This window comes from Marinomonas foliarum, assembly GCF_016906065.1.
GTDB classification, from domain to species: Bacteria; Pseudomonadota; Gammaproteobacteria; order Pseudomonadales; family Marinomonadaceae; genus Marinomonas; species Marinomonas foliarum.
In genome coordinates this window covers 2,090,119-2,116,207 of sequence record NZ_CP070273.1, presented here as the reverse complement: position 1 = coordinate 2,116,207, position 26,089 = coordinate 2,090,119, and the positions used below count along the sequence as shown (strand labels likewise).

The following is a 26,089-nucleotide window of genomic DNA, read 5'->3' as shown; positions in this document are numbered from 1 at the left end:
GTATGAGCTTATAGAATCCATTGCCTATAAACGCAAAAGGGATGCTTGTCATGCGGTCAGTTCTATCCGGTCTCCACCTCATTTGGATGAGTTTGTTGCTGCTTTCCAGCACGCTCCACGCGGCGGATTTTTATATTTCTGATGTCAGCGAAACTACTCAAGACAAGGCTCCCGCCTTGGTGATTCGTTTTACCGAAGCCATTGACCCTCAAAGCGACCTAAGCAAATCAATTTCTGTGACACCCAATCCCACCACTGGCAATATCTGGATACCGCAAAATAATGGTCGCCAATGGGTACTGCCATTTGTTGAACCCAGCACCGAATACACCATAAAAGTCGACACCAAACCAAAATCGCTTACGGGAAAAGTGCTGACCGAGAAAGACAGTAAAGGTAACCTTCATAGCTTTGAACGAACCGTTAAAACCCGCGCAATCGTTCCCGGCGCCAATTTTTCCGGTAAAGGCAGCTTTCTTGTCGGTAATATTCAAAATGGCATTCCAGTCACTGTTATCAATCAGAAGTCGGTGGACTTAGATGTCTTTCGGGTTCGTGATGACGCTTTAGACCGTTTTCTTGATGAAACATCATTGCAAGGAATGAACGATTACTACAGCCTTACACGACTAAAGCAATACGCCGATTTGGTCCATTCTGCACGCTATGAAAATGATGCCAAAGCCAATCAACGTAAGACCTACAATTTAAATTTAGATCCCGTCATAGAAAAGAATGCTCCGGGCATTTATGTGGCCGTTATCCGCAAGCCAGGTGATTATGACTACGCCTACGACACGGCAGTTTTCACCATCACAGACATCGGCTTACACGCCAGAAAATACAAAGACTCTTTGGTGGTTTACAGTCACTCCATTGCCACGGCAAAACCAATGGCTAATGTTAATCTACGGTTTTTGTGGCCGAAAACAGATAAACAAGCGGCCCACGATCAAGCCGCCACAAGTGGACAAGACGGCAGCTACCAATTATCGACCAACGACTTGCCACAATCCGTGGTTGCTCGTCATGGCGACAGCATTACCTTCTTAAAATTAGACCGTGATGAATTAGACTTATCCGCCTACCCAAATGTGCCAAGCTTACATCGCCCTTACCAGATGTTTATGTACGGCCCGCGAGACCTTTATCGCCCTGGTGAAAACGTTTCGATTAATTTATTACTGCGAGATTTTGACGGCCAAAAAGTGGCGAATCTACCACTGCAAGCTCGACTTTACGATGCTCGTGGCGAACGCAAAAAACAGTTCACTTGGCAGCCCGACAGCACCAATCTTTATCAAACTGGTTTCCAGTTAGGCGACAACGCGCCAACAGGAAAATGGCGTCTTGAAGTCAGCATTAATGACGATTATGTGGATACTTACTGGTTTCAGGTAGAAGATTTTTTACCGGAAACCCTGACGCTGTCCTTTTACGATGATGTTCCTAATCAAACTCGCTATGCTCCCACCAATAGCAAATTTTATGTTCCTATCCAAGGTGATTACCTTTATGGTGCGCCTGCTGCTGGCAATGATGCCGATGCGGTTATCACTGTCACACCTTCGACGACACCGTTTCCTTCGCTAAAGGATTATTACTTCGGCAATGCCAACGAAAAAATCAACGGCCGCACGCTGAAAACCGACGCAATCAAACTGGATAAAGATGGCAAAGGGATGATTTCCATCCCCGATAATTGGGCCAGCACGCCAGTGCCATTGCGCTATCTTGTTAGCGCCAGCGTTTACGAAAGTGGCGGTCGCCCCGTAACTCGGAATCAGAGCGTCATACAGTTACCAGACTTCGAAAAGTTGGTTGGTATCCAGCCATTATTTAAAGGTCGACCTGCATCCAATGAAACGCTGCAATTTAAGTTATTGAGTGTCGATCAAGAAGGGGAACCGGTTGCTGACAAACTCAGTGTTCGCCTGTCTCGAAATTACCGAGAGTACTTCTGGGAATACAACGAATCCCGAGGCTGGTACTGGAATTATCAGAGCCATATTTATACGGTTGGTAATGAAAATATTGCCGTCAAAGACGACGCCGTCACCGTCGATTTCCCTGTGCAATGGGGCACGTATATTTTGGAAGTCACCTCTGAAACGGGAGCCAAAAGCACCTTTGAGTTTGAAACGGAGTGGAGTTGGGATAACCAAAGCAGCAGCAATTTAAAACCCGACATGTTGCAAATGTCGTTGGATAAAGATCACTACGAGCCCGGTGATAAAGCAACATTGCGTTTAACCAGTCCTGTTGCTGGTGATGGCATTATTAATGTGGAATCCACTAATGGCGTTCAATACAGCCTGCATAAGAACATCGAAAAAGGCACAAATGAAGTTAGTTTCGATGTACAACAGAATTGGAATCGACACGACTTATACGTCACAGCGATGGTGTTAACGCCAGCGGACCAAGTCACCGAAGTCGCACCAAAACGCGCCTTAGGAATTGTGCATTTACCCATCATTCGCCCAGATGCCATTGCCGACGTAGAGCTGACCACCGAAGAAAAAGTTCAGCCAAACAAAGTAGTTAGCGCGCATATTAAGGTAGCGAATGTATCAGAACTTGGGAATCAACCGCTTTATGCAACGGTCGCTCTTGTTGATAAAGGCGTGCTGAATATTACGCGCTATAAACCACCTCAACCTGAGCAGTATTTTTATGCGCCGCGTCGTTTTGAATCGGCGTATTTCGATATCTATGGCAAGATCATAAATAACCTAGGTTATGACATGATCCGCCAGAAATTTGGTGGCGATGCCTTTAATGAATCTGATGCAGAACTCAGCCGCGGCGGTAAAAAGCCAAAATCTGATGTGCAAATTATCTCCTTCCTGAGTGAGCCGGTTGCTCTCGTCAATGGCGAAGCCGATGTCAGTTTTGATCTGCCTAATTTCAATGGCAAATTGGAATGGATGGTCGTGGTCTATGGTGATCACAGTTACGGCAGCGCTCACAACGAAATGATTGTCGCTGACAAGCTTGTCTCGCAAATTGCCATGCCGCGTTTCCTTGCGATGGGTGATAAGAGCCAAATCAGCATTGACCTGCATAACCTTTCCGATGCCAAGCAGACATTTGATGTCAGTGTAGAAGTAAATGGCGCCATCATTAGCGAAGGTTTGCAGCAGAACCTAGAGCTTGCCGATAAAGAAAAAACCGTGCTTTCCATTCCTATCAAAGGCTCGGACATGGAAGGCCAAGGTGTCATTACACTTAATGCCACCAATGGCGACGACATCAATATCACGCGAACGTGGCGACTTGGTGTGCGAAGCCCTTATCCTTGGGCAACGAACCAATTACGTGCGACGCTTGAGCCAGACGAACAGTGGAAGCCGAGCTTTGATATCAGCTCATTGCGAGACAACAGTGTTCAAGCGATGTTAACGATTTCTAATCGCCCTGCGATCAACTTTAGAAGCCAATTTGAAAACTTGTTACAGTACCCTTATGGCTGCGTAGAACAAACCACCAGCTCGACTTACCCTTGGCTGTTGTTAAATGAAGACATGGTCAATCAGCTCGATTTGCATGACAGTATTGAACAAGAATTTAACCAACCCTTTAGCGAAGCCTTCCGTCTAAAGCAAATCCAGGACGGAATCGAAAAACTTAAGTCAAAGCAATTGAGCAATGGCGGCTTTGGCTACTGGGATTCGAGCAGTTGGGAATCTCGGTGGGGCACCGTTTATGCTACAGAGTTTTTAGTCGATGCGCGTAAACAAGGCGTTGTCATTGATGATGATATGCTAAAACGCGCCATCGAAAGATTGACCTTCTTTGTCAACAATAACCCTGAAAGCGATATGTGGAGCGAAAGCTCTGATTATTATCAGTTCTCTTATCGTGCTTATGCTGCGTTTGTCTTAGCCAAAGCGGATGCCATTAGCTTGAGCTTCGTTCGTAGACTCTATGATCAATCATCGACAACAGAACTAAACGAATCTGGACTTGCTTGGATGCACTTAGCAGGTGCATTACATCAATTAAATGACACTTCAAGAGCCCAAACAGCACTTGAACTGGCTCTAAAGATTGACCGCAAACAGTATGCTTATTATCGTGATTACGGCTCTATTGTGCGCGATCAAGCCCTTAGTCTTGCGGTTGCCTTAGAGCTTGGACTGGATGACGGAGATCTAGTTGATAAGATGATTGAGAGCCTACAAAGCAAACGCTGGTTCAGCACTCAAGAGCGCATCGCTTTATTAAAAGTGGCTCGCCAGTACGCCAATAACAACAGTAAATGGCGTGCGAACATCCAATTACCTTCTGGTGAACAGTCGCTAGTAAAAGAACAGGCATTCAACTCTGTATTTGATGCCGACCAGTTGCGCAAGCTCAAAGGCATTACCGCAGACGACCAAAAACTGTATGTCAGCCTGCAATACCAAGGCGCACCTAAAAACACCCCAGAGCCATACAGCGAAGGGCTGCGCATTAGCCGCCAGTATTACGACCTAACAGGTCAACCGACGACACCAACCACATTAACCAGTGGGGATTTGCTCATTGTGGAATTGAATGTGTCTACGGTGGATGATGACTTACGCATCCCAGACGCCTTGGTGATTGACCTTTTGCCAGCAGGCTTGGAATTAGAGAACCAAAACCTCAGCAATGCCAGCGTCGATCTAGACAGCATTATGATTTACGAAAAGCCGCTTGGTCGTTACTTCCGTGAAAACAACCTGCTGTATCAAGAGTATCGAGATGATCGCTTTCTGGCTTCCGTGAGCCTTTCCGATAAATCTGTGAAGAAGCTCTATTACCTAGTTCGTGCTGTCACGCCGGGGACTTATCAGGTCGCACCGCCCTTTGTAGAAGACATGTATCGTCCTAATTACCGTGCCATTGGTACGTCGATTACGACCTTGGAAATACAGCCTCGTTAATGGCGCTGTTGAATAGTCGATTCCGGTTATGGGTTTGTTTGCCCATCGCCGGAATTCTGTTTTTTTTGTCTTTCTTGATATTCGACAAGCTTGTGCCGATCGACTTGGAATCCCGCTCGTTGAGCCAAACCGTTCTTGCCGAGGATGGTTCGATTTTGCGTAATTTTGCCGATGAAAACGGCGTGTGGCGCTTTCCGGTAACATTAGACGAGGTTTCCCGAAACTACCTCGAAGCGCTCATTACTTACGAAGATCAATATTTTTACCATCACCCTGGCGTCAATGTGTTTGCTCTCACTCGCGCCACTTGGCAATGGATAAGCACAGGCGACATCGTCTCTGGCGGCTCAACCTTGACCATGCAAGTGGCTCGCATACGTTACCCAGAACCCAGAACCGTATGGGGAAAACTCAAAGAAATCGTCCGTGCTCTGCAATTAGAGTGGCATTTTAGCAAAGCAGACATCCTCACCTATTATCTCAACCATGCGCCCTTTGGTGGCACCTACGAAGGCATTCAAGCCGCTTCCTTGGGTTACTTTGGTCATAAGGTGAAACAACTAACAGACGCCCAAGCGGCTCTCTTAGCAGTTTTGCCACAAGCACCCAGCTATTACCGACCAGATCGACATAACGAACGCGCCCAGCAAGCTCGGAACAAGTTAATGCGCCGTTTAGTAACACTGGAAGAGTGGTCAACAGAGCGCTTAAACGATGCATTAATCGAAGACATTCCCACCATAACCAAACAAGATTACCAATCAGCGCCATTGCTCGCCCGCCGATTAGTAACACAAAGCACAGCACCTCAGATCAAAACCTTTATCCACTCTCAATGGCAAGGTCAGATCAGTAACCTGCTGAGAAATTATGTCCATGGTATTGGGCAAAAAGTCTCGGCTGCAGCCTTGGTTGTCGAAAACCAAACAGGTAAGGTAAAAGTCTACGCAGGATCGGCGGATTTCAATGACAGCAGCCGTTTCGCTTACGTGGATATGGTTCAGGCTACTCGCTCGCCAGGTTCAACACTTAAACCCTTTATTTACGGTATAGCATTGGATGAAGGCTTAATTCATAGCGAAAGCTTATTGATGGATGTGCCACTCAAGTTCGGGGACTATCAACCCGACAACTTCAACGGTGGCGTCAGTGGACCAGTTTCCGTCACCCATGCTTTGCAAAAAAGCCTGAATATTCCCGCGGTACAAGTATTGGAACAGCTCAAGCCCATTTACTTTTTCTTAAAAATGCAAAAAGCAGGCATCGAGTTGAAGCTTCCGATCGGGGCAAAGCCTAATCTGGCGGTGGCTCTCGGTGGCGTTGGCTCTGACTTAGAAGATCTTGTCTATGCCTACACCAGCCTTGGGAACAAAGGCCAAGCACGACATCTGCGTTTTAGTCCTACCGACCCACAATCACAGCAACCGCTGTTGAGCGAGGGCGCAGCTTGGGTTATTCGAAAAATATTATTAGATAATCCAGATTCTGTTTCTGGCTTAGCGGTGAAGACCGGCACAAGCTATGGATTCCGCGATGCCTGGGCGATTGGCGTGAGCCAGCACTACACATTAGGCGTTTGGATTGGCAGACCCGATGGTGTTCCCATGCCCGGCCATTATGGCCAAGTTACCGCAGTGCCATTATTAAACAATATTTATCAACGGCTAAACGATCAGCGCCCAGCCCCACAAATGCCCGACAGCGTGTCCAAAGTAGACATATGCTGGCCACAAGGTGACATGGTTAAAAAGGATTGCGAGGAAAGCCACAGCGCTTATATCCTCGATGGCACCATTCCTAAGACTTGGTACAACACTGCGTCGCTACAGCAGCCATTCAACCAATCTGAATTTCAATTCTGGCAAGCGAATGATTCCAAGTTACGGGTCAATATCAGCTGTCAGATCGAAGCCAAACGCCAAAAGGTCACCGTTTGGCCTGCACCGCTAGATAACTGGCTAACACCAGAACAACACCGATCTTCTCGGATACCTAGCTGGGACTCTAGATGTGAAACAACAGGCAATATCATTCGCCAATCAGCAGTCCGTATCCATGGACTCACAGATCAAGATGCGTTCCAGCTACCTAAGCAACAAAATCGCAATATCCGCATTTCAGCCGAAGGAGGCGAAGCGCCTTTCTACTGGTTTTTAAACGGCGTTCTGTTACCAGAGCAGCAAAGAAAAGCCACATTAAAAGACCTAAAATCCGGCAACTATCAACTCACGTTAATAGACCAAGCGGGCTCAAGAGACCAAGTCGAATTCTCGGTTCTTCTCTATTAGAAAATGAAGCCGTTTTTCGCCATTAGACAACAGGCTTTCCACTCTCTTGCTATCAAATTGATTACTCCTAGGTCTCTCATCACTTCTTATCATCTGTCAGAAAAATAATTTACAGGAATATTGTTTACTATATCAATAATTGATGTACTAACCTCAAAATTGGATGACTAAGTCAAACCACCAAGCATTACACTTCATAGGCGCAGTAAAACGAATTCAAAGTTTTACCTAGATTGCTAACTTATAAAAATAATTAATGCATTGGTGTAAATATGAAGTTTGATTTTTCTATCTACGACCTTCATGTCGCAGAAGCTTCTTCGCAAACGCTAACAAACATTTTACGAGATAAGGCGTTTGGGGAGTATTATTTCATCCAGAGCTCCCCGCTCCAGAAACTTGCAAAGTTAACGTTCAAGGAATTCGGGCCACTTTCCATTTTAGAATACGAAGCTGGCACCAGCACAAATATTCGTGCGTCTAAAGTATCAAGTGCTTACTTCCTACATATCATTCTCTCTGGCCATAGCATCGGTAAATCTAATAATGAAGTACGTACATTGCGGGCCGGCGACTCCATTTTAATCATGCCTGGCACTCGATTTGAATCAAACAACTCCAAAAGCTGCCGAAAGCTTATTGTTAAAATCCCAACGGATTTTTTACACCAAACCGCACGAAAGTTCGGCTATGTAACGACAAAAGACCCAATTCAATTCGAACATAAAGCCAATGTATTCCCAATGACAGGGCCTTTATTTAACCTGCTTAATGACATGTTACAGCAGGATAAACGCACTCTTTGCGACCGAGCATTGATTTACTACTGTCGACTATTTAATAGTGCAATTCTAACCATGTTCAAGAGCAACTTTACCCAGCCTCAGTCTACTTTGTCACTTCACCGTCATGTCGAGCGCGTGCGGAATTATGTACTGGATAATATTACAGCAGACATAACAATCGATGAATTAGCCAAGGTATGCCAGATTAGTCGCAAATCCTTGTATAACCTCTTTGAAAGAGAAGCAGGGCTAACGCCGTCCGCTTACATACGCCGTTTAAAATTAGAAAGCATTCACTCCGAATTAAAAAACAATGAACGCATTAGAAATGTGACACAAGTCGCGCTGGAGTATGGTTTTACAAATTTGGGGAGATTCTCAGCTCAATACAGAGAACAAATTGGGGAATTGCCTTCTCAAACGCTAAGGCATTTTACTCATTAACCTAGAGCTAAAAAAAACAGACTAGGCAAAAGGGTAAGGCCCAGTCTGTTCTTGCTAGTGCTCTTGTATTAGAACTTGTACATCGCCATGATTTCGACTTGCTGTCCAGCAGGACGCGTTACAATGCTACCGCTCGCAGCACCATTAGTCGCCGCACTTTGGTCTCGTAGCTCAACACCAATATCAAGCCCTGGAAGGAATGTATAAATCATATTGGCTGTGGTGATGGTTAGCGTATCATCAGCCAAGCTTGAAGCATCTGTAGACACTTGACCATAGCGTAGATTCGCTCGTAGCTTATCACTCAACTTATGACCAACGCCCGCTGAAAAACCAGTGACCGTCAATAGATCGCCATTACCATCTAATTCAGCAGAACCAGCAGTTCCAGCAGCTCCGTTGTAACCCCAACCAGCATAAATTGCGGCACCCGTACCAGAGAAGCCGCTTACAGATACGCTTGTATCACCAAATTTCAGCTTTGCAGCCAAAGACAATGCGGCACCAAATTTCGACTCACTATCGTTTGTATCAGACGGCGTTGTGTCGACGTCTCTACCTGTAACCGACACGTTATAAGCATGGCCTTCGGCGGTTCTATGTGTGTATCCGACAACCAAATCAGGAAGGCTTGCATGACTATAAAGAGGATCCTGTGCCGTTAATCGCAAACCACCCTTTGCATAATGCGCAACAAGGTCAGGTCGGACTACTGCTCCGTTCCCTGAAACCGTACCAATACCCGTTCCATAAAAGTTAATCATTTCAGTATCAAAAGGTGCATTGGCGAAAAACTGCCCAGTCCAAGTCTGACCCACCGTTAAATTATCAACCGTCAATGTTGCGTGGCGAAGACGAAATACTGAAGAAGCGCCTCGGAAATCACCTTCAATAAAGCCTTTCAGTTTATGGTCGCCTTCTTGACGGCTAGTGGTAAAATTCAAGCGTGACTGACTAGCACTGCTTTCAAACGTACTACGGCTCTCATCTGGGTTGTTAAACACACCCTCAGCCTTAAGATAACCACCAACACTAAATTGAGTACCATTAAAATCACCCAATTCAAGCGCAAAACCTTGAGAAGATAAGCCTGCAATAATAACCGCTTGTGCGACTTTGTTTTTAATCAACATATGAATACCACCCTACTTACTAACATTTATATTTATAATTAGAGGGTCAATATCGCAGAGGATTGCTCATCCAAATATCCATATAGTGCAATCTTTGTACATTGGGTGAAAAGACAATAAAAAAGCCGCTACCTAGTCGGCAGCAGCTTTTTTATTGAAAGCACGAAGTTCTAAAAGATTAGAAATTACACGCGAAACTGTTTTTGCAATCCCATCAGGAAGTTACGCAAGATTTGGTCTTTGCATTCGCAGTAATGGCGGTTATCTGGCTTGCGGAAAAAAGAACTTAGCTCATGTTTGCTAAGGTTGAACTCTGCTAGCGACATAATATCGAGGATTTCCTCTGCTTGCAGATTCAAGGCGATGCGTAACTTCATAAAAATAGCGTTATTCGTTAGGCGTTTTTCAGGCACTGGCTGCGGGCCTTCACGCTTGCCACGTTTCGTGTTAATAAAGCCATTTAGGAAGGTCGCCATTTCTACATCAATCATTTCAACATAGCCTGCATCGTCTTCTTTTTTTAGCCAGCTGGTGACTTGCTCTTGTGAAGCAATGCCATCTGCCGCAGCAAAGATATCTACTATCTCTAGCTCCTTTAGATCAAAAGTGTAGCGAAGGCGGCGTAAAATATCGTTGTTGTTCAAAATGATTTCCTAGTGTTAGGGGGCATGAATATGACTAAGGCGAGACTCTAGCAGATGTCGTAGAAGATACCTATCAATGTCACCAGATACGCAAATATATCATCAATTTCATACAGGTATTGATGTTATATTTTCGTTATATTAAGTAGACATCAAACTAGTTACTTTATAAGTTTTAAGATAGCGATTTGATGTTATCAAAACCCATATCAGGATCCACTATAAAAGGATATTACTTATGATTAGTATAGAGTTTTTAATCACGTCCCTAATTCTAGTTCTCATTCCCGGTACAGGCGTTATTTACACTATTTCTACTGGGATTTTTCTGGGCATCCGCGCCTCATTCGCTGCAGCATTAGGCTGTACTTTGGGTATATTACCTTCGATGTTAGCCAGTATTTTCGGTCTCGCTGTGATTCTTCATACCAGCGCTTTGGCTTTTCAAGTTATTAAATTTATTGGTGTTGCTTACTTGTTGTACCTAGCTTGGTGTATGTGGAAGGACACAGGCGGAGTGCAACTAGAAAATAAAAAAGAGCTGAAAGTAAACTCAGTACAAATTGCTTTAAAAGGCTGTTTAATCAATGTATTAAACCCAAAACTCACTATTTTCTTCTTAGCCTTTTTGCCGCAATTTATTTCTTCTAGTATGAGCTCAGCAACCAGTCAAATGTTACTACTTGGTGGTATTTTTATGGCGATGACGCTCCTTATTTTCATTTTGTACGGCATGCTCGCAAGCAAAGCTCGTCAATATTTAATTGGCTCCTCTAAAATCACCAAATACCTACAACAAACCTTTGCTGCAAGCTTTGCACTATTAGGTATAAAACTCGCACTGACCGACCGTTAAACTATGCAGAAGATTTTCTGAATACAACGCACACACTTAAAAATCGCCCCTGCTAAAGACACAAAAAAACGCCCATTTTCGAAAATGGGCGTTTTTTTAGTTCCGTTATCGCTTAAAGCATTACTTCTTCTTAGGTTGGCGGCCGTGATAGATAGCAAAGCCTTTATCGCGATAAAGGCGAGTATGCGATCCTAACGCCGCGTCAAGAATTGGCGGGTAACGCAAAAAATCATTGGCAACCACAAACAGCTCACCGTTTAAGGTAAGATGCTGTTTAACTCCCATAAAGAAGCTTTCCGCTATGCTGTAGTCGGTGTTAACGCCCGTATGAAACGGTGGATTAGTCACGACGTAGTTAAAGCGGCCTTTTACTTCACTTAAGCCATTCGAAGCGATCAAGGTAACAGCATCGCTGATTTGGTTCGCAGCAAAAGTCAGCTCGGTCGCTTTCAACGCTAAAACACTGTCATCTAGCGCTGTGATATGCGCGCCTGTTTTGTTATGCAACCAAAGGGAAATAATGCCATCGCCACAGCCAAAGTCGAGTATACGCGCATTGGCTACATCGCTCATAAAACGATGTTCATTCAATTGGTTTAATAAAATACTCGTACCTTTATCAAGCTTTCCATGGCCAAAAACACCAGGCAAACTGCATAAAGAGAAGCTTTGGCCTGCAATATCTTGTTTCCAAGTAACGATCCAATCTTCAAATACAAATGTCTTCGCTGGGCGGCGCTTGTAGCCAGTGTACAGCAGGCAATGTTTGGCCCCGTCAACTTTACCTACTTCGTCTAGACCCGCTTCTAAGCGCTTCATAGACGATTTCACGCCACTCTTATTGTCGCCCACCAGCCATATCTGACCGCCATCTTTTAGCAGAGGCAAAGCTGCTGCAATTAGGTAGTCGAGCAATTCTTTGGCTTTTGGCTGATAAATCACAACATGATCAAAATCACTGCCATTTTCCAATGCCCACTGAGCAGACAAGAATAACTTCTCCTCTACAAAGCCGACTCGCAACAGAGCATCATAAAAGGTTTTAGATTGGCACCACGCGGACACATCCGCCTTTCTGCTTAAATCCAATGGATAAGTGTCTTCAGGGTTAGCAAATAAAACTTTGCCAACCAATTCTTCTTCGTTGCGTGCCAACAATTGGCTCGTCGAGTTAAGATTCATAAGTTACAGATAGCTCTTTTATAGAAAGGGTGGTTACAGGCGCAAGTAATATATTTAAGCGCTCTGTAGGAAGATCTGGTTGTACTCTTGGGTAGCGTGGTGCTTGCCGGTCATTTAGCAAAGGCGATGTCCAACCTCGAGTTAAGACTAAAAAGTCCTGTGTAAACGCATCGCCATGTTCTAAACAGCCAGACAAAATAACATCGAGATAGCTTAGAGCAATCGGACATTCTTGATGCGGCTCAACCACGTCATGGGTGTGATAAACCCAATAAGTCCCCGCTGGCAGTGGGTCATCTTGATAGGTGGTGAGTTGTTCAGCATCAATCTTTGCTCGCTGATAGCCTTGTTCACGTTCATCGAACAAGGGAAATTGATCAAAAGGCACTTCAACCAACACCCCATTACAGGCTTTTTCTGGAGCATGAACAACGGCTACTGAACTCATTCCATAATCGACAGACATCACTGACCAATGACGCTCAAATCCATGAAGCTTAACAGGCCATACATTGCCAGTTTCTCCAGTTTTTGCGCGGCTTTCGCCATTGATTAGACTGCCATAGCCCAAAATAAAATGTCGATCTAATGAGTTCATATTTACCTCCAGACAGAACCAATTGCCGCATGATAACGTGTGCCTTTAGACAGTGCTAGCTTATGTCAGAATTGATCGATAAGGAGTAATACTCATAGTCGTTGATTACAATAAAAAAGCCCTGAAAAATCAGGGCTATTGAAGTGAAATCTAGATTTTTTGTTGTCAATTTAAGCCGGAGATTTTTTCGCAGGACTTTTCAGAAGAAAAACCAAAGGCACTGCCGCAACAGATACCCACATCATTAGACGAAAATCTTGAAGGTACGCTAGAGTGGTCGCTTGAACCGTCACAACTTGGTTTATCGCAGCTAACCCCGCTGTTGTGGCAGTATTATATACCCCACTTTCTTGAGCCATTTGCAACCCAAGATTAAATGGGTTGATATAGTCTGCAAATGCAGCGTGGTTAATTTGCGAGCGTTGTGCCAAATAGGTTGTCACTACAGATATACCAATACTGCTACCAATGTTACGCAGCAAACTAAACATCGCCGTGCCTTCGTTACGATATTTAGGGTTCAGTGTGGCAAAACTAATGGTTGATAGAGGCACAAAAATAAAGCCTAAGCCAACACCCTGCACCATCCCCGTACGTATGATGTCCCATGCGGTGACTTCTGTCGTAAACAGCGTCATCTCCCACATAGAAAAGGTAATCAGTGACAAACCTAAGGAAATGAAATAGCGAGCATCCACTTTGTTAGCTAAACGCCCGACGATTATCATCGCCCCCATAGTACCAAAGCCACGCGGCGCCAAAATTGCACCTATGTCGACCACTGGATACCCCATCAAAGAACTCATAAATGGCGGCAGTAATGCCATTGATGATAATAGAATTACCCCAACGATAAAGATAAACACCATGCCGACACTAAAGTTTCGATCATGGAACATCTTAGGGTCAATAAAGGGGTGATCATGGGTGAAAATATGAACCAGAAACATATAACCACAAACAACGGCGAGCATGCCCTCTATGATAACTTCTAGACTTTCAAACCAGCTTTGAGATTCTCCCCGGTCAAGCATCATCTGCAAACTACCGATGGCAATGCCAAGTAACACAAAGCCATAAAGGTCAAAGCTGCGCTTTTTATCCAACGGTGACTCTTCTAAGAAACCAGCAAGACCAAGCCAAGCAACGATGCCAAAGGGCACATTAATGTAAAACACCCAGCGCCAGCTGTAATATTCGGTCAATAAGCCACCAAGATAAGGCCCTAAGATTGGCCCAACCATGACACCCACACCCCACATAGCCATGGCTGAGCCGTGCTTTTCTTTCGGGTAAGTATCAAGTAATACAGATTGAGACAAGGGCACCAAGCTTGCGCCAAAGACCCCTTGTAGCAATCGAAAGAAGACGATTTGATCTAAAGATTGGGCTGCACCACATAAGATCGAAGTCACAGTAAAACCAACAACAGACCACATAAACAAACGCTTACGACCAATCTTTGCAGCCACAATACCTGTAAGTGGCATACAAATAGCGGCCGCAACAATGTAAGACGTTAAGACCCAAGAAATCTGATCCTGAGTCGTTCCCATTGCTCCTTTCATATTCGGCAATGCAACATTGGCAATTGTGGTGTCTAACGCTTGCATAATGGTTGCCAGCATCACCGATATCGTAATCATGATACGAGTTGTACCAGCACTTTTAGGTTGTACGCTTTGTGTCGCCGCCATAACTATCGCCTCACAAAGCTACACCGAGCAAACGTCGATGATGTTCTGTATCTATGGTGACATTTGCACTAAAGCCTGTACGCAACACGGGTGTGCCTGGCTTCTCATCTACGGATACTTTTACCATGAGTCGCTGTGCTATTTTTACCCAATTACCAGTGGCATTTTCGGCAGGGATAACTGAAAAACTAGCGCCAGTTGCAGGGCTGATACTTTCAACTTTGCCAGAGAGAACCAAACCTGGATAGGCATCTACCTCTACTTCAACGTCTTGTCCTTCTTTTACATAGCTCAAATCTTTTTCGGTGAAGTTGGCTTCAATCCATTGCTTTTCATCAGACACCAACACCATTGAGATTGAGCCAGCTGTAATGTATTCACCACTATTAGGAACTTTTGCCACTACACCAGAGGCAGGTGCCCTTATATCAATATGAGCAAGATCAATTCGTGCCTGATCTAATGCCGCTTGGGCAGCTTGATAGCTTGGGTGGTCTTCCAGTGGCGCACTTGGGTCACCGCCTAACGCTTCTTTCAAACGGAACAAGTCCTTTTTCAAGGTAGTGACATTCAATTCACTGACTTCAGCAGCTTGTTGAGCTTGATCATACTGCGTATCAGAAACGAATTTTTGCTTTAACAAATTACCTTGGCGCTTTTCTTCACGTTGGCTAAATGTGTATTTTTTCTCTGCTAATTGAATTTCAGCTTTCTTCTCTTCATAAGCAGCTTTTTGCTCCAATAAATTCAGACGAACTTGCTGTAGTTGTGCTTGCGCCTTGGCTTCGGCCACTTTAAAAGAGGTTGGGTCGATTCTAAATAACAGCTGACCCTTTTCGATTTTTTGGTTCTCTTTAACTGAAATAGACTGGATCGCCCCTGATACTTCGGGGTTTATTGTCGTTATATCTGATTGGACATAAGCGTTGTCTGTTTCAACATAGCGACCGCCTTTCATATAAACAAACACAGAAGCTAAAATAACCACTAAAGGCAATGCCACTAATAAAGTACGACGAGTCGTGCGTTTTTCCACTTGTTTTGAAACAGATGGATTATTTTCTTGTTCACTCATTTCCAGTATTTCCCCAAGTAAATTCTATAATGACGAGTCAATTGATAAATTTGTATGCATGACAGAGAGCGCATCCTGAAGAACAGTGACTTGCTCATCTGTTAAGCCTTGTAGCGCTTTCTCACGAACACGCTTCACCTCAACATCGATTTTTTCTAACAATGGCGCCGACTTCGCCATTAAATACAATCCATAGGCACGACGGTCTTTTGGGTCTGGACGACGCTCGACCAAATTATCTTCCGACAATTGGTCGATTAGACGAGCAAGCGTAATGGGCTGAATATCCAGCATTTCAGCTAATTGCACTTGTCGAATACCCTCGTAATGAGAAACGTATACCAGTGCCCGCGCTTGCATTGGGGTCATACAGAGATCGCTTTTTAAATACTCTCTACGCATGAGACGAATGATGTCTGTTAGAAGAAAACCAATGTTGTTTGTTTGCATTAAAACCACCAAATTTAATATCTTATGATTATTATATATATTACTTACTATATTCAATCTGGCTTTATAAAGATGCCTAATACTTCCTCAGTTTATGAAAAATAATCGTTTAAAAATCCTTAATATCAGAGGAGTCAGAGTCTGGTTTTAGTCAAGTAGGCACGTTATTGTGAAGAGTAACTAAAACAACAAGGAGAGTGATTTGAAATTACCCATACTTTTGATTACTGGTGGTGGGAGAGGCATAGGCGCAGCGACGGCTAAACTCGCGGCCCAACACAGCTATGAAGTTATTATCAACTACCGAGAAGATGCGACTTCTGCAGAAAACGTCGCCACTGACATAATCGCATCTGGCGGAATAGCACATTGCATACAAGCGGACATAAGCAACACTGAACAAGTCAGTAAGATGTTTGCCACAATTCGACGTAACTGGGGGCCGATTAAGGCTTTAGTGAATAGTGCCGGGGTACTAGATCAACAAGCACGCTTTGTGGATACCCAACCAGAACGCTGGCAGCGAGTCTTTCAAACCAATGTCTTTGGCACCATGCATTGCTGCCAAGAAGCCTTTCAAGACATGGCTAAGAGCCAAGGAGGTGAAGGTGGCGCTATCGTCAATGTGTCGTCTCTTGCCTCTGTTTATGGATCACCAAATGAGTACGTAGACTACGCCGCTAGCAAAGGTGCGGTAGATTCTTTCTCCAAGGGCTTTGCCTTAGAAGTGGCTAGCGATGGCATTCGAGTTAACGTGGTCAGACCTGGTTTGATATACACCGACATGCACGCCGATGGCGGCGAAGCAGGACGAGTGGATCGCATAGGGCCTAATTTACCGCTGCAACGCGGAGGACAGCCAGAAGAGGTCGCCGAAGCGATTCTCTGGTTCCTCAGCGACAAATCCAGCTATTCCACTGGTGGCTTTATTGATGTCGGTGGTGGCCGCTAAAAGCAGCATAGTTTTATTTACTCACGACACACTGGAATGAACTCGCCTTCTGCAAACTGCCTTGACGATATTTCGCATAAGAGGGGTAAGGGCATAGAGGGCGAGTTAAATCAGCCATACGTGCTGTAATTTCCGGATTATCCAGCCGTGTTGCTGCCACCACACTATGAGGTGCAGCCTTGCGTTCTACCCACGAAATTAGTGGCTGAAGCATATCAAACTGGTCCACAGATAAACCACCTTGGCCATGAGGCATGCCTGGGACACGATATAAACGCACGAACTCAGAAGCTCGACCTTCAAGGGTAAAGTCCAAGAAATCATACCAACGTACCGTGTCTTTTACAGAGAAAACAGGGTCACTATTGCCGTGAAAAATAATCATTTTTCCACCGTTATTGTGAAACCCCGTTAGCTTTGGCTTGGCAGCATCTGGCGGTGTCATTATAGACATAGCAGATTCTTTGAATTGATTATTCGTCGCAAATATTTTCGGTGCGTCTTTATCAAAGTCAAAGTTTAGTAAGTAGTTTTCCAATGAATACACGTCGCCAGGCACATTAGAATATGGAGTGGTAAAAATATGTGCTAAGGAAGCCCCTCCCATAACTAAGCTAATTGGCTTATTGCTCCACGCGGAACTTTCACTTTCCAGTTTCCACATCCGCCAGTTGTTAGAACGAATGCCGCTGTCATAAACCCAATCCGTGTATAGCGCTTGGTTTTTAGAATTGTGAGGCCCCATGTGCATGCGCATCAATGCCGCAACCTTATTCAATGAAAGACAATTTCTATCCAAGTCGTTTTTACAGACCAATGCCTTCGGATTGAATACCTTCTGACAGGCATCCACCGCAAAAATCAAGTCATCACTAATTCCATCCAATGTATCGCATTGGGTTAGTAACTGGTTGGTAAAAAACGTTAAATCACGCTTGCTCAAAGCTTGGCCGATATCATCATTGACACGACGTAACGCTTGAATATCCCAGGCATGTTGTAGAGCTGCTTTTGGTAAATTAAAACCTGGGTAGCCAACTAACAGCCCATCAAACATCTCAGGAAACCGAGAAGCGGCCACCATCGCCATACGACCACCGTTCGACTGACCAAGTCCATAAGCATATTGGACCGGAGATTGGTAATAACTTTCGACTAAAGATCGAGCAACAGGGTTGAGTTTTTGTACTGCACCATAGCCGTAATCTCGACGCGCTTCAGGATCATGACCAAAAGCGGCTCCACCGGCTAACCCCATTGCAGGATATGCTCTTGAATCATGGCCACCATTGCTTGAAACAACAGCAAAGCCTTGGTTAATCGCGTACTGAGAGTTAAGCAAACCTGTTATTTTACCTAATGCAGGCTTAACCTCACCGTCGTTGCCGCCATTAAATTGATAGGCAAAACGACCCTGCCAAAGGTTCGGTAAACGTAACTCAAATTTGATCGAATAAAACTTGTTATCAACACCCATACGCCGAGCCATAACACCGGATACTAAACAATACGGGCTCCGGACATCCTTATCAGCTCTCATCATTATGGTCTTAATGTCTACGTTTTTAGGCGCTTTGGAGACGAGTGCTTGGCAATTCTCTACATTCGCATAAAGAGGGTTTGCAGCAAAAATAAGCAAAACAGCAATTGATGCCGTCACAGTCAAAAGCATTTTCATTCACATCGTCCTTTTTGATACTGGATGCCAAATCTAAGGATCACACTTTCAAAGTGAGATACCACAAGCAAGTATTCAAAATAACCAATAATGAAAAAAATAGAAAGTTATCAGGAAGGAGAAAAGAAATAAAAAACGGGCTTAAAGCCCGTTTTGGAAAGCATGAATTAATGAGCGCTAAATACCAATAGATTGGGTGAAACTTCATTAAAATCCAATGCCATAGTCACACTCAGCGCCGTTACCGTAATAATGGAGAAGAAGAACACTTGTCGTGCCCAACCATTCACATCAATACCTGGACGGTAGCCTCGTAACGCCATTGCTAGCCACCAAAGGCTGGTAGCCAGTGCAACAACCATAAAACCTATTCCTACATATCCAGTCAGCGGTAATAGTGCTGCAACAACCGCAAAAGCGGCAATGTGAAGAATAATATGGCGTTTCGCTTTTGCAATGCCTTGTGACACTGGCAACACAGGAATGCCTGCTGCTTCGTAATCTTTATAGCGAAAGATAGCAATTGCGTAAGAGTGTGGCATTTGCCAAATACAAAACATAGTTAACAAAATAGCAGCACCAGCATCAAACTGGCCCGCCGCCGCACAATACCCCACAACAGGAGGAACAGCACCTGATAAACTACCGACAAACGTGCCGTAAACGGACTTACGCTTGAAGTGCAATGTATACAAGCCGACGTACACTACATAACCAAACACCGCGAAAGCAACCGCGACCCAGTTTGTAAAGTACGACAGTAAAGCCAAACCAATTACACCTAATACAACGCCATGGAAGAATGCCGCTTTACCTGACATTTCACCATTTACCGTCACACGGTTACGTGTACGCTGCATTTTCGCATCAATATCTCTATCAATATAGTTGTTAATGGCACAGCCAGAAGCAACCACCAACGACAAACCGATCACTGTCGCTAGCATAAGGATCCAGTCAATCTCGCCACGGGAGGCTAAAAAGAAGCCCCCCGCAACAGAGATGAGGTTACCCATAATGATGCCAGGCTTTGTCACCTGAAGATAACGCTTAAACATCTTTACAGGCTCCCGTCGGACACACATTACTTGTAATGAAAGAAGTCCGCATAATCATCAAAAAACTCTGCTTACATCATCATTGCGTTGGAAGCGTAGATAATCCAAACGGATAACGCGACAACCATCACAATAATTACGGCAGAGAATATGAATGAATAAGTATCCAACTTACCTTGTTCAGAGAAGTCCAAATGAAGGAAATACTTCAAATGAACAAAAATCTGAACAATGGCTAACAATACGATTGTTATGTAAGTTGGACCCTTATCGAACGCTTCCGTCATTACCATCCAGAATGGAATACCAGTCAAAATAACAGACCAGATAAAACCAACCAAGTAAGACTTCACGCTACCGTGTGAATGCGCTTCAGAAGAATGATCGCTCATTAGATCGCCCCCATCAGATAAACAACGGTGAAAACACAGATCCAGATTATATCCAAAAAGTGCCAGAACAAGCTTAGACAAGCCAGACGAGTCAATGATCGACCAGTCAACCCTGTCATCATGATTTCAACAGCTAAAATAACCATCCAAATCAAACCTGCTGTAACGTGCAATCCATGCAAGCCAACAAGGCTAAAAAACGCTGACAAGAAAGCGCTAGCTTGAGGGCCATTGCCGTTATGGATCAAATGCTGAAACTCATATATTTCTAGGGCTATAAACACGCCACCAAAAATAAAGGTCGCCAGCAACCACATTAACGTACCAGAACGGTTTTTGTTATGAGCACAAATCATTGCAAAACCGAATGTGATACTTGAAACAAGTAGCGCAGCCGTGCCCGCAAGGATTAACTCAAGATCAAAAATATCTTTACCGGAGACACCGCCTGCTGTGTTCATAAAGAGCACAGCGTAGGTAGCGAAGACTGATGCAAAAAGCAAGCAGTCTGTCATTAGGTATAACCAGAACCCGAAGATGGTGTTGCCACCAGTATCATGATGTTCGTCGTGATGTGCACCAGCTTCGTGAGCGTCGTGCGTATTCATATGTGTAGTGCTCATGATTACCCCTTAGCCACGTTATCTAGGTGCTCATTTTCGATCTGAGCGATTTCATCAGGCTGAACATAGTAATCAACATCTGAGGTGTAAGCGCGAGCAATAAAGGTCACGATTGAACCCACCAAACCAACAATTGCCAACCACCAAATATGCCAGATCATTGCAAAACCAAATGCCGTAATAAGGGCACCAATGATAATCCCAGCCTTAGTGTTCTTAGGCATGTGGATAGGTGCGTAGCTTTCTTTACGAACATAAGCAGTGCCTTTTTCTTTCATATCGGTAAACGCATCGATCTCAGAAACAACAGGCAGTTCAGCAAAGTTATAGTACTGCGGCGGAGAAGCTGTAGACCACTCAAGCGTATGACCATTCCATGGATCACCAGTGGTATCCATGTTGTCCTTACGATCGCGGAAGCTGACATACAATTGTAGGAACTGACAAATGATACCCGCGAGGATAACAAAAGCACCAACAACCGCTATATATAGCCAGATGTTCCAGTCTGGGTTATCCGTGTGGTTAAGACGACGAGTCATACCCAAGAAACCCAGTACGTAAAGAGGCATAAAGGCTAAGAAGAAGCCGACCAACCAGCACCAGAAAGCCGCTTTACCCAATTTAACATTGAGGTGGAAGCCCATTGCTTTAGGGAACCAGAAAGCGAAACCAGCTAGATAACCAAATACCGCACCACCAATGATGGTGTTGTGGAAGTGGGCAATCAAGAACAAGCTGTTATGCAATACATAGTTAGCACCAGGTACTGCAAGTAGTACACCTGTCATACCACCGACAGTAAACGTCACCATGAAACCAAGCGTCCAAAGAACCGGTACAGTCACACGAAGGCGACCACGGTACATAGTAAACAACCAGTTAAATAGTTTCACACCTGTTGGTACCGCGATGATCATTGTCATCACACCAAAGAAGGCATTGACGTTCGCACTGGAACCCATGGTAAAGAAGTGATGCAACCATACGATGAAACCAAGAATGGAAATCGACGCTGTCGCCCAAACCATAGATTTGTAGCCGAACAAACGCTTACCAGTAAAGGTAGAAACGATCTCAGAGAAGATACCAAATGCTGGAAGTACAAGAATGTACACTTCAGGGTGACCCCATGCCCAGAACAAGTTGATATACATCATTGAGTTACCGCCGCCATCATTCGTGAAGAAATGGAAGTCTAAGTAACGGTCAAGTGTCAACATCGCTAGTACAGCAGTCAAAATTGGGAATGATGCTGCGATCAAGATATTGGCCCAAGTACAGGTCCAAGTGAAGATCGGCATATCCATCAACTTCATACCTGGCGTACGCATTTTGAAAACAGTCGCCAAGAAGTTAACTGCTGTTAATGTCGTACCTATACCGGATATCTGCAGCGCCCATATGTAGTAGTCAACCCCGACCCCTGGACTGTATTCCAATCCTGATAACGGTGGATAAGCCACCCAACCAGTTTTAGCAAACTCACCAAGGCCTAAGGAAATATTTACCAATACCGCACCAGAAACAGCTAGCCAAAAGCTTAAGTTGTTTAGGAATGGGAAAGCCACATCACGAGCACCAATTTGTAGCGGTACAACAATGTTCATCAAACCGATCATGAATGGCATCGCCATAAAGATGATCATGATGACACCGTGAGCCGTGAAAATTTGGTCATAGTGGCTTGGAGGTAAATAGCCTGGATCACCGTTCGTTGCAAGCGCGAGCTGCAAACGCATCATAATGGCATCCGCGAAACCACGGATAAGCATTACCAATGCTAGAACGATATACATAATACCCAGTTTTTTATGGTCAACAGACGTTAACCAGTCATTCCAGAGTACACCAAGCAATTTGTGTTTAATAAGTAGGAAAGCAAGTACACAACCAGCGATCGCAACGACACACAATGTGCCGATAACAATCGGGTCGTACGGAAGAGCGTCCCACGATAGTTTGCCTAAGAGTGCAGACATTATTTTCCAGCCTCCGTATGCATATCATGCGATGAGTCTTCAGACTCTCCATGATTCATATCACTGTGATTCATCTCACCATGATTCATCTCACCGTGACCCATTTCGCCATGAATCATTTTAGGTTCAAAAGACGTTCCTTTCAGCAATTCAACTTGCCCATGGTCTTTCATGAACTTCGTAACGTTGTTCATGAAAATACTCGATGCAATTGAGTTGTAGTACTGAACTGGAGTTGGTTCAATGTGATGCTCATCTAAATCATGTTCAGCAAGCTTTTCATAGGATGTTTGATCCAATATGCCATTATTGATGACATTATGAGATCCAGCTTTCACACCTTCTACCCAAGCGTCAAAATCAGCTTCAGTTTCCGTAGCGATTGCTTTGAATTTCATCCCAGTAAAACCAGCACCACTGTAGTTTGCAGAGATACCATCAAATGTACCTGGCTCATTTGCAATCAAGTGAAGCTTAGTCACCATGCCTGCCATTGAGTAAATTTGGCTACCCAATTGAGGAATGAAGAACGAGTTCATTGTGCCTTCAGATGAAATTTGGAAAGCGACAGGAACGTTAGCTGGGAATCTCAGTTCGTTGACTGTAGCAATGCCTAAATCAGGATAGATGAACAACCATTTCCAGTTCATAGAAACGACCTGAACATTGATATGATCTTTATCCGATTTCAAAGGCTTGTAAGGATCCAATGAGTGAGTAGATTTCCATGTAATCACACCAAGAATGATGACGATAACAATTGGAATAGCCCAAACAATGGTTTCAATTTTTGTGGAGTGCGACCATTTTGGTTCGTAAATTTCGTCACGGCCTTCACGGTATTTCCAAGCGAAATACAGTGTCATGAAGATGACAGGAATCACAACAAGCAGCATCAACAAAGTCGCAACAATAATTAGTTGCTTCTCTTCAATACCTACTTGCCCTTTAGGATCGAGCACACCACCCTGACAACCGGCGAGCAAGCCCACCATTAGCGCCAAAGCGACTTTACTTAGGATACGAGTTAACAAGAGAATCATCCTCTAACCCTTATGTTCACAAAACTGCCACCTGACAACCAAGCAACAGAACGAAAATCCGGCAAATGCCGGGTATTTCAGTAAAGATCACCACACTGAAAACAGTACAAAGACTATTACCTAGTTAACAGAATTAACGCAGCAATAGCTTTTTGGATCACCTAAATCTGAAAAGGGGAGCTCCACATCTCATCATGCATCGCGCCTCAGCACGACTGGGTTGCTCATTAGGAGCAAACACATGAAATAAAGAGAAGGCCAATTTCTGGCGAGCGGGGTTGATATTGACCATAACGGACCAATAACTAACCAATAATAGAGTTATAAATACGAGGCTAGAGGCTAGCCCCGCATTAAAAATAGGGTCGATATTAATAACACTTTGGTTATCAACAGAGAGAGGTGCAGCAATCAGTAAGAAAAAAATCAAAAACAAGCAAGACACGGTGGCAGCATGGCGTAAAGAATCCGCCAAGACACTGGATACCGAATGCACATAGTGATGCTGAATGTCTTGAAATTTGTTCAATTTATCCATCCGATTCATAAAATCAAAAGTGTAAAAGCCGTTTTTACTCGCTTCATACGAATTTAAGTGTGCGAAATATAGCAAAAATTATACAACCGCACAAAGTCTAGTTTAGCCTTTGTTCATGTTTGCTTCACGGTCTTTTTGTAAAAATTCACATTCTTGTCTTGAGCAAATCCTGCTGCCATAGCCCGCAACTACTAAGGTTAACAACCTTCTAAGGCATTTTTCTTACAATCAGTAAGGCTTCTTTTTTACCAAATTCGCACGTGACCAATTTTGAAGAATGTTCACTATATACGTCATTTCTTCCTCTTTTGGACCACTAAAACCTAATAAAAAACCAAATCGACAATTATTAGATTCTTTTTGTGCATAAATGTAGTGGTCAGACAAAGGAGAAAGTTGTACATCATCAAGTTTAAGTTCTTCGGCTATTAGCTGATCTAAAGCCACATCAGTTTGCACGATAGGAACAAAGGCAGACTTTAATTCAATTAATACATGCATGCCACCGCGAGGCTTCTTCCATTCGAACCAAGTCGCTAAATGACGCTCTAATAGCGCTAATAGAACATCTCGTTTAAGTCGATAATGACGACGCATTCGATTTACATGGCGATCAAAATGACCTTGAATCATAAAGTCTGCTACTGCAGGCTGTATTGGCAAGGATGCAGATGACCCCAGCACTCGCTGACTTTTATGTAATGTTTCGATATGTTTCTTGGGCGCAACAATAAAGCCAAGCCGTAAACCACGGAACAGCACTTTCGAAAAACTCCCAACAAAGAACACTCGATCTCGGGGTTGATCATGCATGCTCGCCGTTTGCATAAAAGGCACATTGCTTCGCCCCTGATAGACAAACTCATTGTCGTAATCGTCTTCTATCAGCCACCAGTTTGGGGAATTATTTTGCAACGCCTGCAACCATTGCTGTCGTCGAGCCGCACTCATACTTACCCCAAGAGGGTATTGCCGATTCGGCGTAACAACCGCCACACTCGAAGCGTATTCACTGTCTGGCAGACACGGGCCATCTTCATCAATCAAAAGGGCACCCGCCTTGGCAGATGAATCAATAGCTTGGCGAATTGGCGGATAGGTCGGCTCCTCTAACCACCACTTCATTGACGATCCTCCAGAACCACCTAATAACGTAATCGCATGTTGCAATAAAAGTAGCGAGTCTCGACTTCCAGCCGTGACAATAATTTGCTCAGCCGAACAGTCAAGACCACGAACACGATACAAATAATCGACTATTGCGTCTTTTAAAGCAGGGTATCCAGCTGGATAGCCACCTTCCAACACAGTGAAATCCGGCTTTAACCAACTACGTCGCATACTCGCAGCCCATTCCTTGGTAGGAAAGACAGACACATCAGCCCCCGCATCAAATGCCCATGTCAGTGGCGTTTTATGAGTAGATGCAGAGATAGGGTGAGATGACGTCGTGCGATGGTTCACCATGGGTAAAGCCGCAACAAACACACCACGCTTTTCTTCGCTGGTTAAAATACCTTCTGCGATTAGCTGATCATAAGCCCGTGAGGTTGTACTTCGAGAAACGCCCAACGAGCCAGCTAGCAAACGCGAGGAGGGTAATTTGTCACCCACAGATAACGCTCCCGAAACAATGCCTTGCTGGATTTGCTCAATCAACTGTTGGTAATAAGGAGCGCCTTCGTCATCAAGTGAAAAACGTAAACTGCCTATGCCGTGCTTCATATCTGGCCTGCTTTTTTATCTTAATTCTGGCTA

20 protein-coding genes are annotated in these 26,089 nt (G+C 44.3%); 5 read left to right on the top strand and 15 right to left on the bottom strand.

Features of this window, described 5'->3' with window-relative positions:
* Positions 1-50 precede the first annotated feature (50 nt).
* The 3 genes from JSY38_RS09755 to JSY38_RS09745 all read left to right on the top strand — a co-directional run bounded on the left by JSY38_RS09755 (position 51) and on the right by JSY38_RS09745 (position 8,430).
* Positions 51-4,913, top strand: a complete 4,863-nt coding sequence (locus JSY38_RS09755) for an alpha-2-macroglobulin family protein (protein WP_205113088.1) — start codon at positions 51-53, stop codon at positions 4,911-4,913.
* Positions 4,913-7,201 (top strand): penicillin-binding protein 1C, encoded by a 2,289-nt coding sequence (gene pbpC, locus JSY38_RS09750; RefSeq protein WP_275586978.1) that lies wholly within the window; start codon positions 4,913-4,915, stop codon positions 7,199-7,201. Before JSY38_RS09755 ends, pbpC begins: the two co-directional genes overlap by 1 nt.
* Positions 7,202-7,473: 272 nt before the next feature.
* The gene (locus JSY38_RS09745) at positions 7,474-8,430 is read left to right on the top strand and encodes an AraC family transcriptional regulator (RefSeq protein WP_114410576.1); all 957 of its coding nucleotides are present in this window, start codon (positions 7,474-7,476) and stop codon (positions 8,428-8,430) included.
* 68 nt (positions 8,431-8,498) lie between these two features.
* Here the strand turns inward: JSY38_RS09745 and JSY38_RS09740 are convergent, their stop codons facing one another.
* Both JSY38_RS09740 and JSY38_RS09735 read right to left on the bottom strand, forming a co-directional pair.
* On the bottom strand, positions 8,499-9,563 hold the full coding sequence (locus tag JSY38_RS09740; RefSeq protein ID WP_205113086.1) for a hypothetical protein: 1,065 nt from the start codon (positions 9,561-9,563) through the stop codon (positions 8,499-8,501).
* 185 nt (positions 9,564-9,748) lie between these two features.
* Positions 9,749-10,207 carry a YehS family protein gene (locus JSY38_RS09735; RefSeq protein WP_114410574.1) on the bottom strand — a complete coding sequence of 153 codons (459 nt, stop codon included), beginning with the start codon at positions 10,205-10,207 and terminating at the stop codon, positions 9,749-9,751.
* Positions 10,208-10,445: 238 nt separating this feature from the next.
* Here JSY38_RS09735 and JSY38_RS09730 point away from each other — a divergent pair, with 238 nt between their 5' ends.
* On the top strand, positions 10,446-11,063 hold the full coding sequence (locus JSY38_RS09730) for a LysE family translocator (RefSeq protein ID WP_205113085.1): 618 nt from the start codon (positions 10,446-10,448) through the stop codon (positions 11,061-11,063).
* 120 nt (positions 11,064-11,183) lie between these two features.
* Here JSY38_RS09730 and JSY38_RS09725 read toward each other — a convergent pair whose 3' ends face one another.
* The 5 genes from JSY38_RS09725 to JSY38_RS09705 form a co-directional block, all read right to left on the bottom strand.
* Entirely contained in the window at positions 11,184-12,245 is a 1,062-nt protein-coding gene (locus JSY38_RS09725; protein WP_205113084.1) for a class I SAM-dependent methyltransferase, read from the bottom strand.
* Positions 12,235-12,843: a gamma-glutamylcyclotransferase family protein gene (locus JSY38_RS09720; RefSeq protein WP_114410571.1), complete on the bottom strand. Its 609-nt coding sequence runs from the start codon at positions 12,841-12,843 to the stop codon at positions 12,235-12,237. The genes JSY38_RS09725 and JSY38_RS09720 overlap by 11 nt, the downstream gene beginning before the upstream one ends.
* Positions 12,844-13,013: 170 nt before the next feature.
* Positions 13,014-14,540, bottom strand: coding sequence for a DHA2 family efflux MFS transporter permease subunit (locus JSY38_RS09715; RefSeq protein ID WP_205113083.1), 1,527 nt, complete (start codon positions 14,538-14,540; stop codon positions 13,014-13,016).
* 10 nt (positions 14,541-14,550) lie between these two features.
* Positions 14,551-15,615 (bottom strand): HlyD family secretion protein, encoded by a 1,065-nt coding sequence (locus JSY38_RS09710; protein WP_114410569.1) that lies wholly within the window; start codon positions 15,613-15,615, stop codon positions 14,551-14,553.
* Between the two features lie 24 nt (positions 15,616-15,639).
* The gene (locus JSY38_RS09705) at positions 15,640-16,065 is read right to left on the bottom strand and encodes a MarR family winged helix-turn-helix transcriptional regulator (protein ID WP_114410568.1); all 426 of its coding nucleotides are present in this window, start codon (positions 16,063-16,065) and stop codon (positions 15,640-15,642) included.
* Positions 16,066-16,267: 202 nt separating this feature from the next.
* Here JSY38_RS09705 and JSY38_RS09700 point away from each other — a divergent pair, with 202 nt between their 5' ends.
* On the top strand, positions 16,268-17,017 hold the full coding sequence (locus JSY38_RS09700; protein WP_205113082.1) for an SDR family oxidoreductase: 750 nt from the start codon (positions 16,268-16,270) through the stop codon (positions 17,015-17,017).
* Positions 17,018-17,030: 13 nt separating this feature from the next.
* Here JSY38_RS09700 and JSY38_RS09695 read toward each other — a convergent pair whose 3' ends face one another.
* The 8 genes from JSY38_RS09695 to pdxR form a co-directional block, all read right to left on the bottom strand.
* Positions 17,031-18,695 carry a tannase/feruloyl esterase family alpha/beta hydrolase gene (locus tag JSY38_RS09695; protein WP_114410566.1) on the bottom strand — a complete coding sequence of 555 codons (1,665 nt, stop codon included), beginning with the start codon at positions 18,693-18,695 and terminating at the stop codon, positions 17,031-17,033.
* A 167-nt stretch (positions 18,696-18,862) separates the two neighbouring features.
* Entirely contained in the window at positions 18,863-19,753 is an 891-nt protein-coding gene (gene cyoE, locus JSY38_RS09690) for a heme o synthase (protein ID WP_205113081.1), read from the bottom strand.
* Positions 19,754-19,824: 71 nt separating this feature from the next.
* Positions 19,825-20,145 carry a cytochrome o ubiquinol oxidase subunit IV gene (cyoD, locus tag JSY38_RS09685; protein WP_024024358.1) on the bottom strand — a complete coding sequence of 107 codons (321 nt, stop codon included), beginning with the start codon at positions 20,143-20,145 and terminating at the stop codon, positions 19,825-19,827.
* Positions 20,145-20,768 (bottom strand): cytochrome o ubiquinol oxidase subunit III, encoded by a 624-nt coding sequence (cyoC, locus tag JSY38_RS09680; RefSeq protein ID WP_205113080.1) that lies wholly within the window; start codon positions 20,766-20,768, stop codon positions 20,145-20,147. Before cyoC ends, cyoD begins: the two co-directional genes overlap by 1 nt.
* 2 nt (positions 20,769-20,770) lie before the next feature.
* Positions 20,771-22,750: a cytochrome o ubiquinol oxidase subunit I gene (cyoB, locus tag JSY38_RS09675; RefSeq protein WP_205113079.1), complete on the bottom strand. Its 1,980-nt coding sequence runs from the start codon at positions 22,748-22,750 to the stop codon at positions 20,771-20,773.
* Positions 22,750-23,793, bottom strand: a complete 1,044-nt coding sequence (gene cyoA, locus JSY38_RS09670) for a ubiquinol oxidase subunit II (protein WP_205113078.1) — start codon at positions 23,791-23,793, stop codon at positions 22,750-22,752. The genes cyoB and cyoA overlap by 1 nt, the downstream gene beginning before the upstream one ends.
* Before the next feature lie 157 nt (positions 23,794-23,950).
* Positions 23,951-24,322: a hypothetical protein gene (locus tag JSY38_RS09665; RefSeq protein WP_205113077.1), complete on the bottom strand. Its 372-nt coding sequence runs from the start codon at positions 24,320-24,322 to the stop codon at positions 23,951-23,953.
* A gap of 237 nt (positions 24,323-24,559) precedes the next feature.
* A complete protein-coding gene (gene pdxR / locus JSY38_RS09660; RefSeq protein ID WP_205113076.1) occupies positions 24,560-26,056 on the bottom strand; it encodes a MocR-like pyridoxine biosynthesis transcription factor PdxR in 1,497 nt (498 codons plus the stop codon).
* Positions 26,057-26,089: the final 33 nt, after the last annotated feature.

Bases quoted from the DNA above. Each gene is read 5' to 3' on its own strand.
- JSY38_RS09730 (WP_205113085.1), top strand. From the start codon at position 10,446: ATGATTAGTATAGAGTTTTTAATCACGTCCCTAATTCTAGTTCTCATT.
- pdxR (WP_205113076.1), bottom strand. From the start codon at position 26,056: ATGAAGCACGGCATAGGCAGTTTACGTTTTTCACTTGATGACGAAGGC.
- cyoD (WP_024024358.1), bottom strand. From the start codon at position 20,145: ATGAGCGATCATTCTTCTGAAGCGCATTCACACGGTAGCGTGAAGTCT.
- JSY38_RS09705 (WP_114410568.1), bottom strand. From the start codon at position 16,065: ATGCAAACAAACAACATTGGTTTTCTTCTAACAGACATCATTCGTCTC.
- cyoA (WP_205113078.1), bottom strand. From the start codon at position 23,793: ATGATTCTCTTGTTAACTCGTATCCTAAGTAAAGTCGCTTTGGCGCTA.
- JSY38_RS09715 (WP_205113083.1), bottom strand. From the start codon at position 14,540: ATGGCGGCGACACAAAGCGTACAACCTAAAAGTGCTGGTACAACTCGT.
- JSY38_RS09745 (WP_114410576.1), top strand. From the start codon at position 7,474: ATGAAGTTTGATTTTTCTATCTACGACCTTCATGTCGCAGAAGCTTCT.
- JSY38_RS09725 (WP_205113084.1), bottom strand. From the start codon at position 12,245: ATGAATCTTAACTCGACGAGCCAATTGTTGGCACGCAACGAAGAAGAA.
- cyoC (WP_205113080.1), bottom strand. From the start codon at position 20,768: ATGAGCACTACACATATGAATACGCACGACGCTCACGAAGCTGGTGCA.
- cyoE (WP_205113081.1), bottom strand. From the start codon at position 19,753: ATGTTTAAGCGTTATCTTCAGGTGACAAAGCCTGGCATCATTATGGGT.
- JSY38_RS09710 (WP_114410569.1), bottom strand. From the start codon at position 15,615: ATGAGTGAACAAGAAAATAATCCATCTGTTTCAAAACAAGTGGAAAAA.
- JSY38_RS09740 (WP_205113086.1), bottom strand. From the start codon at position 9,563: ATGTTGATTAAAAACAAAGTCGCACAAGCGGTTATTATTGCAGGCTTA.
- JSY38_RS09695 (WP_114410566.1), bottom strand. From the start codon at position 18,695: ATGAAAATGCTTTTGACTGTGACGGCATCAATTGCTGTTTTGCTTATT.
- pbpC (WP_275586978.1), top strand. From the start codon at position 4,913: ATGGCGCTGTTGAATAGTCGATTCCGGTTATGGGTTTGTTTGCCCATC.
- cyoB (WP_205113079.1), bottom strand. From the start codon at position 22,750: ATGTCTGCACTCTTAGGCAAACTATCGTGGGACGCTCTTCCGTACGAC.
- JSY38_RS09755 (WP_205113088.1), top strand. From the start codon at position 51: ATGCGGTCAGTTCTATCCGGTCTCCACCTCATTTGGATGAGTTTGTTG.
- JSY38_RS09720 (WP_114410571.1), bottom strand. From the start codon at position 12,843: ATGAACTCATTAGATCGACATTTTATTTTGGGCTATGGCAGTCTAATC.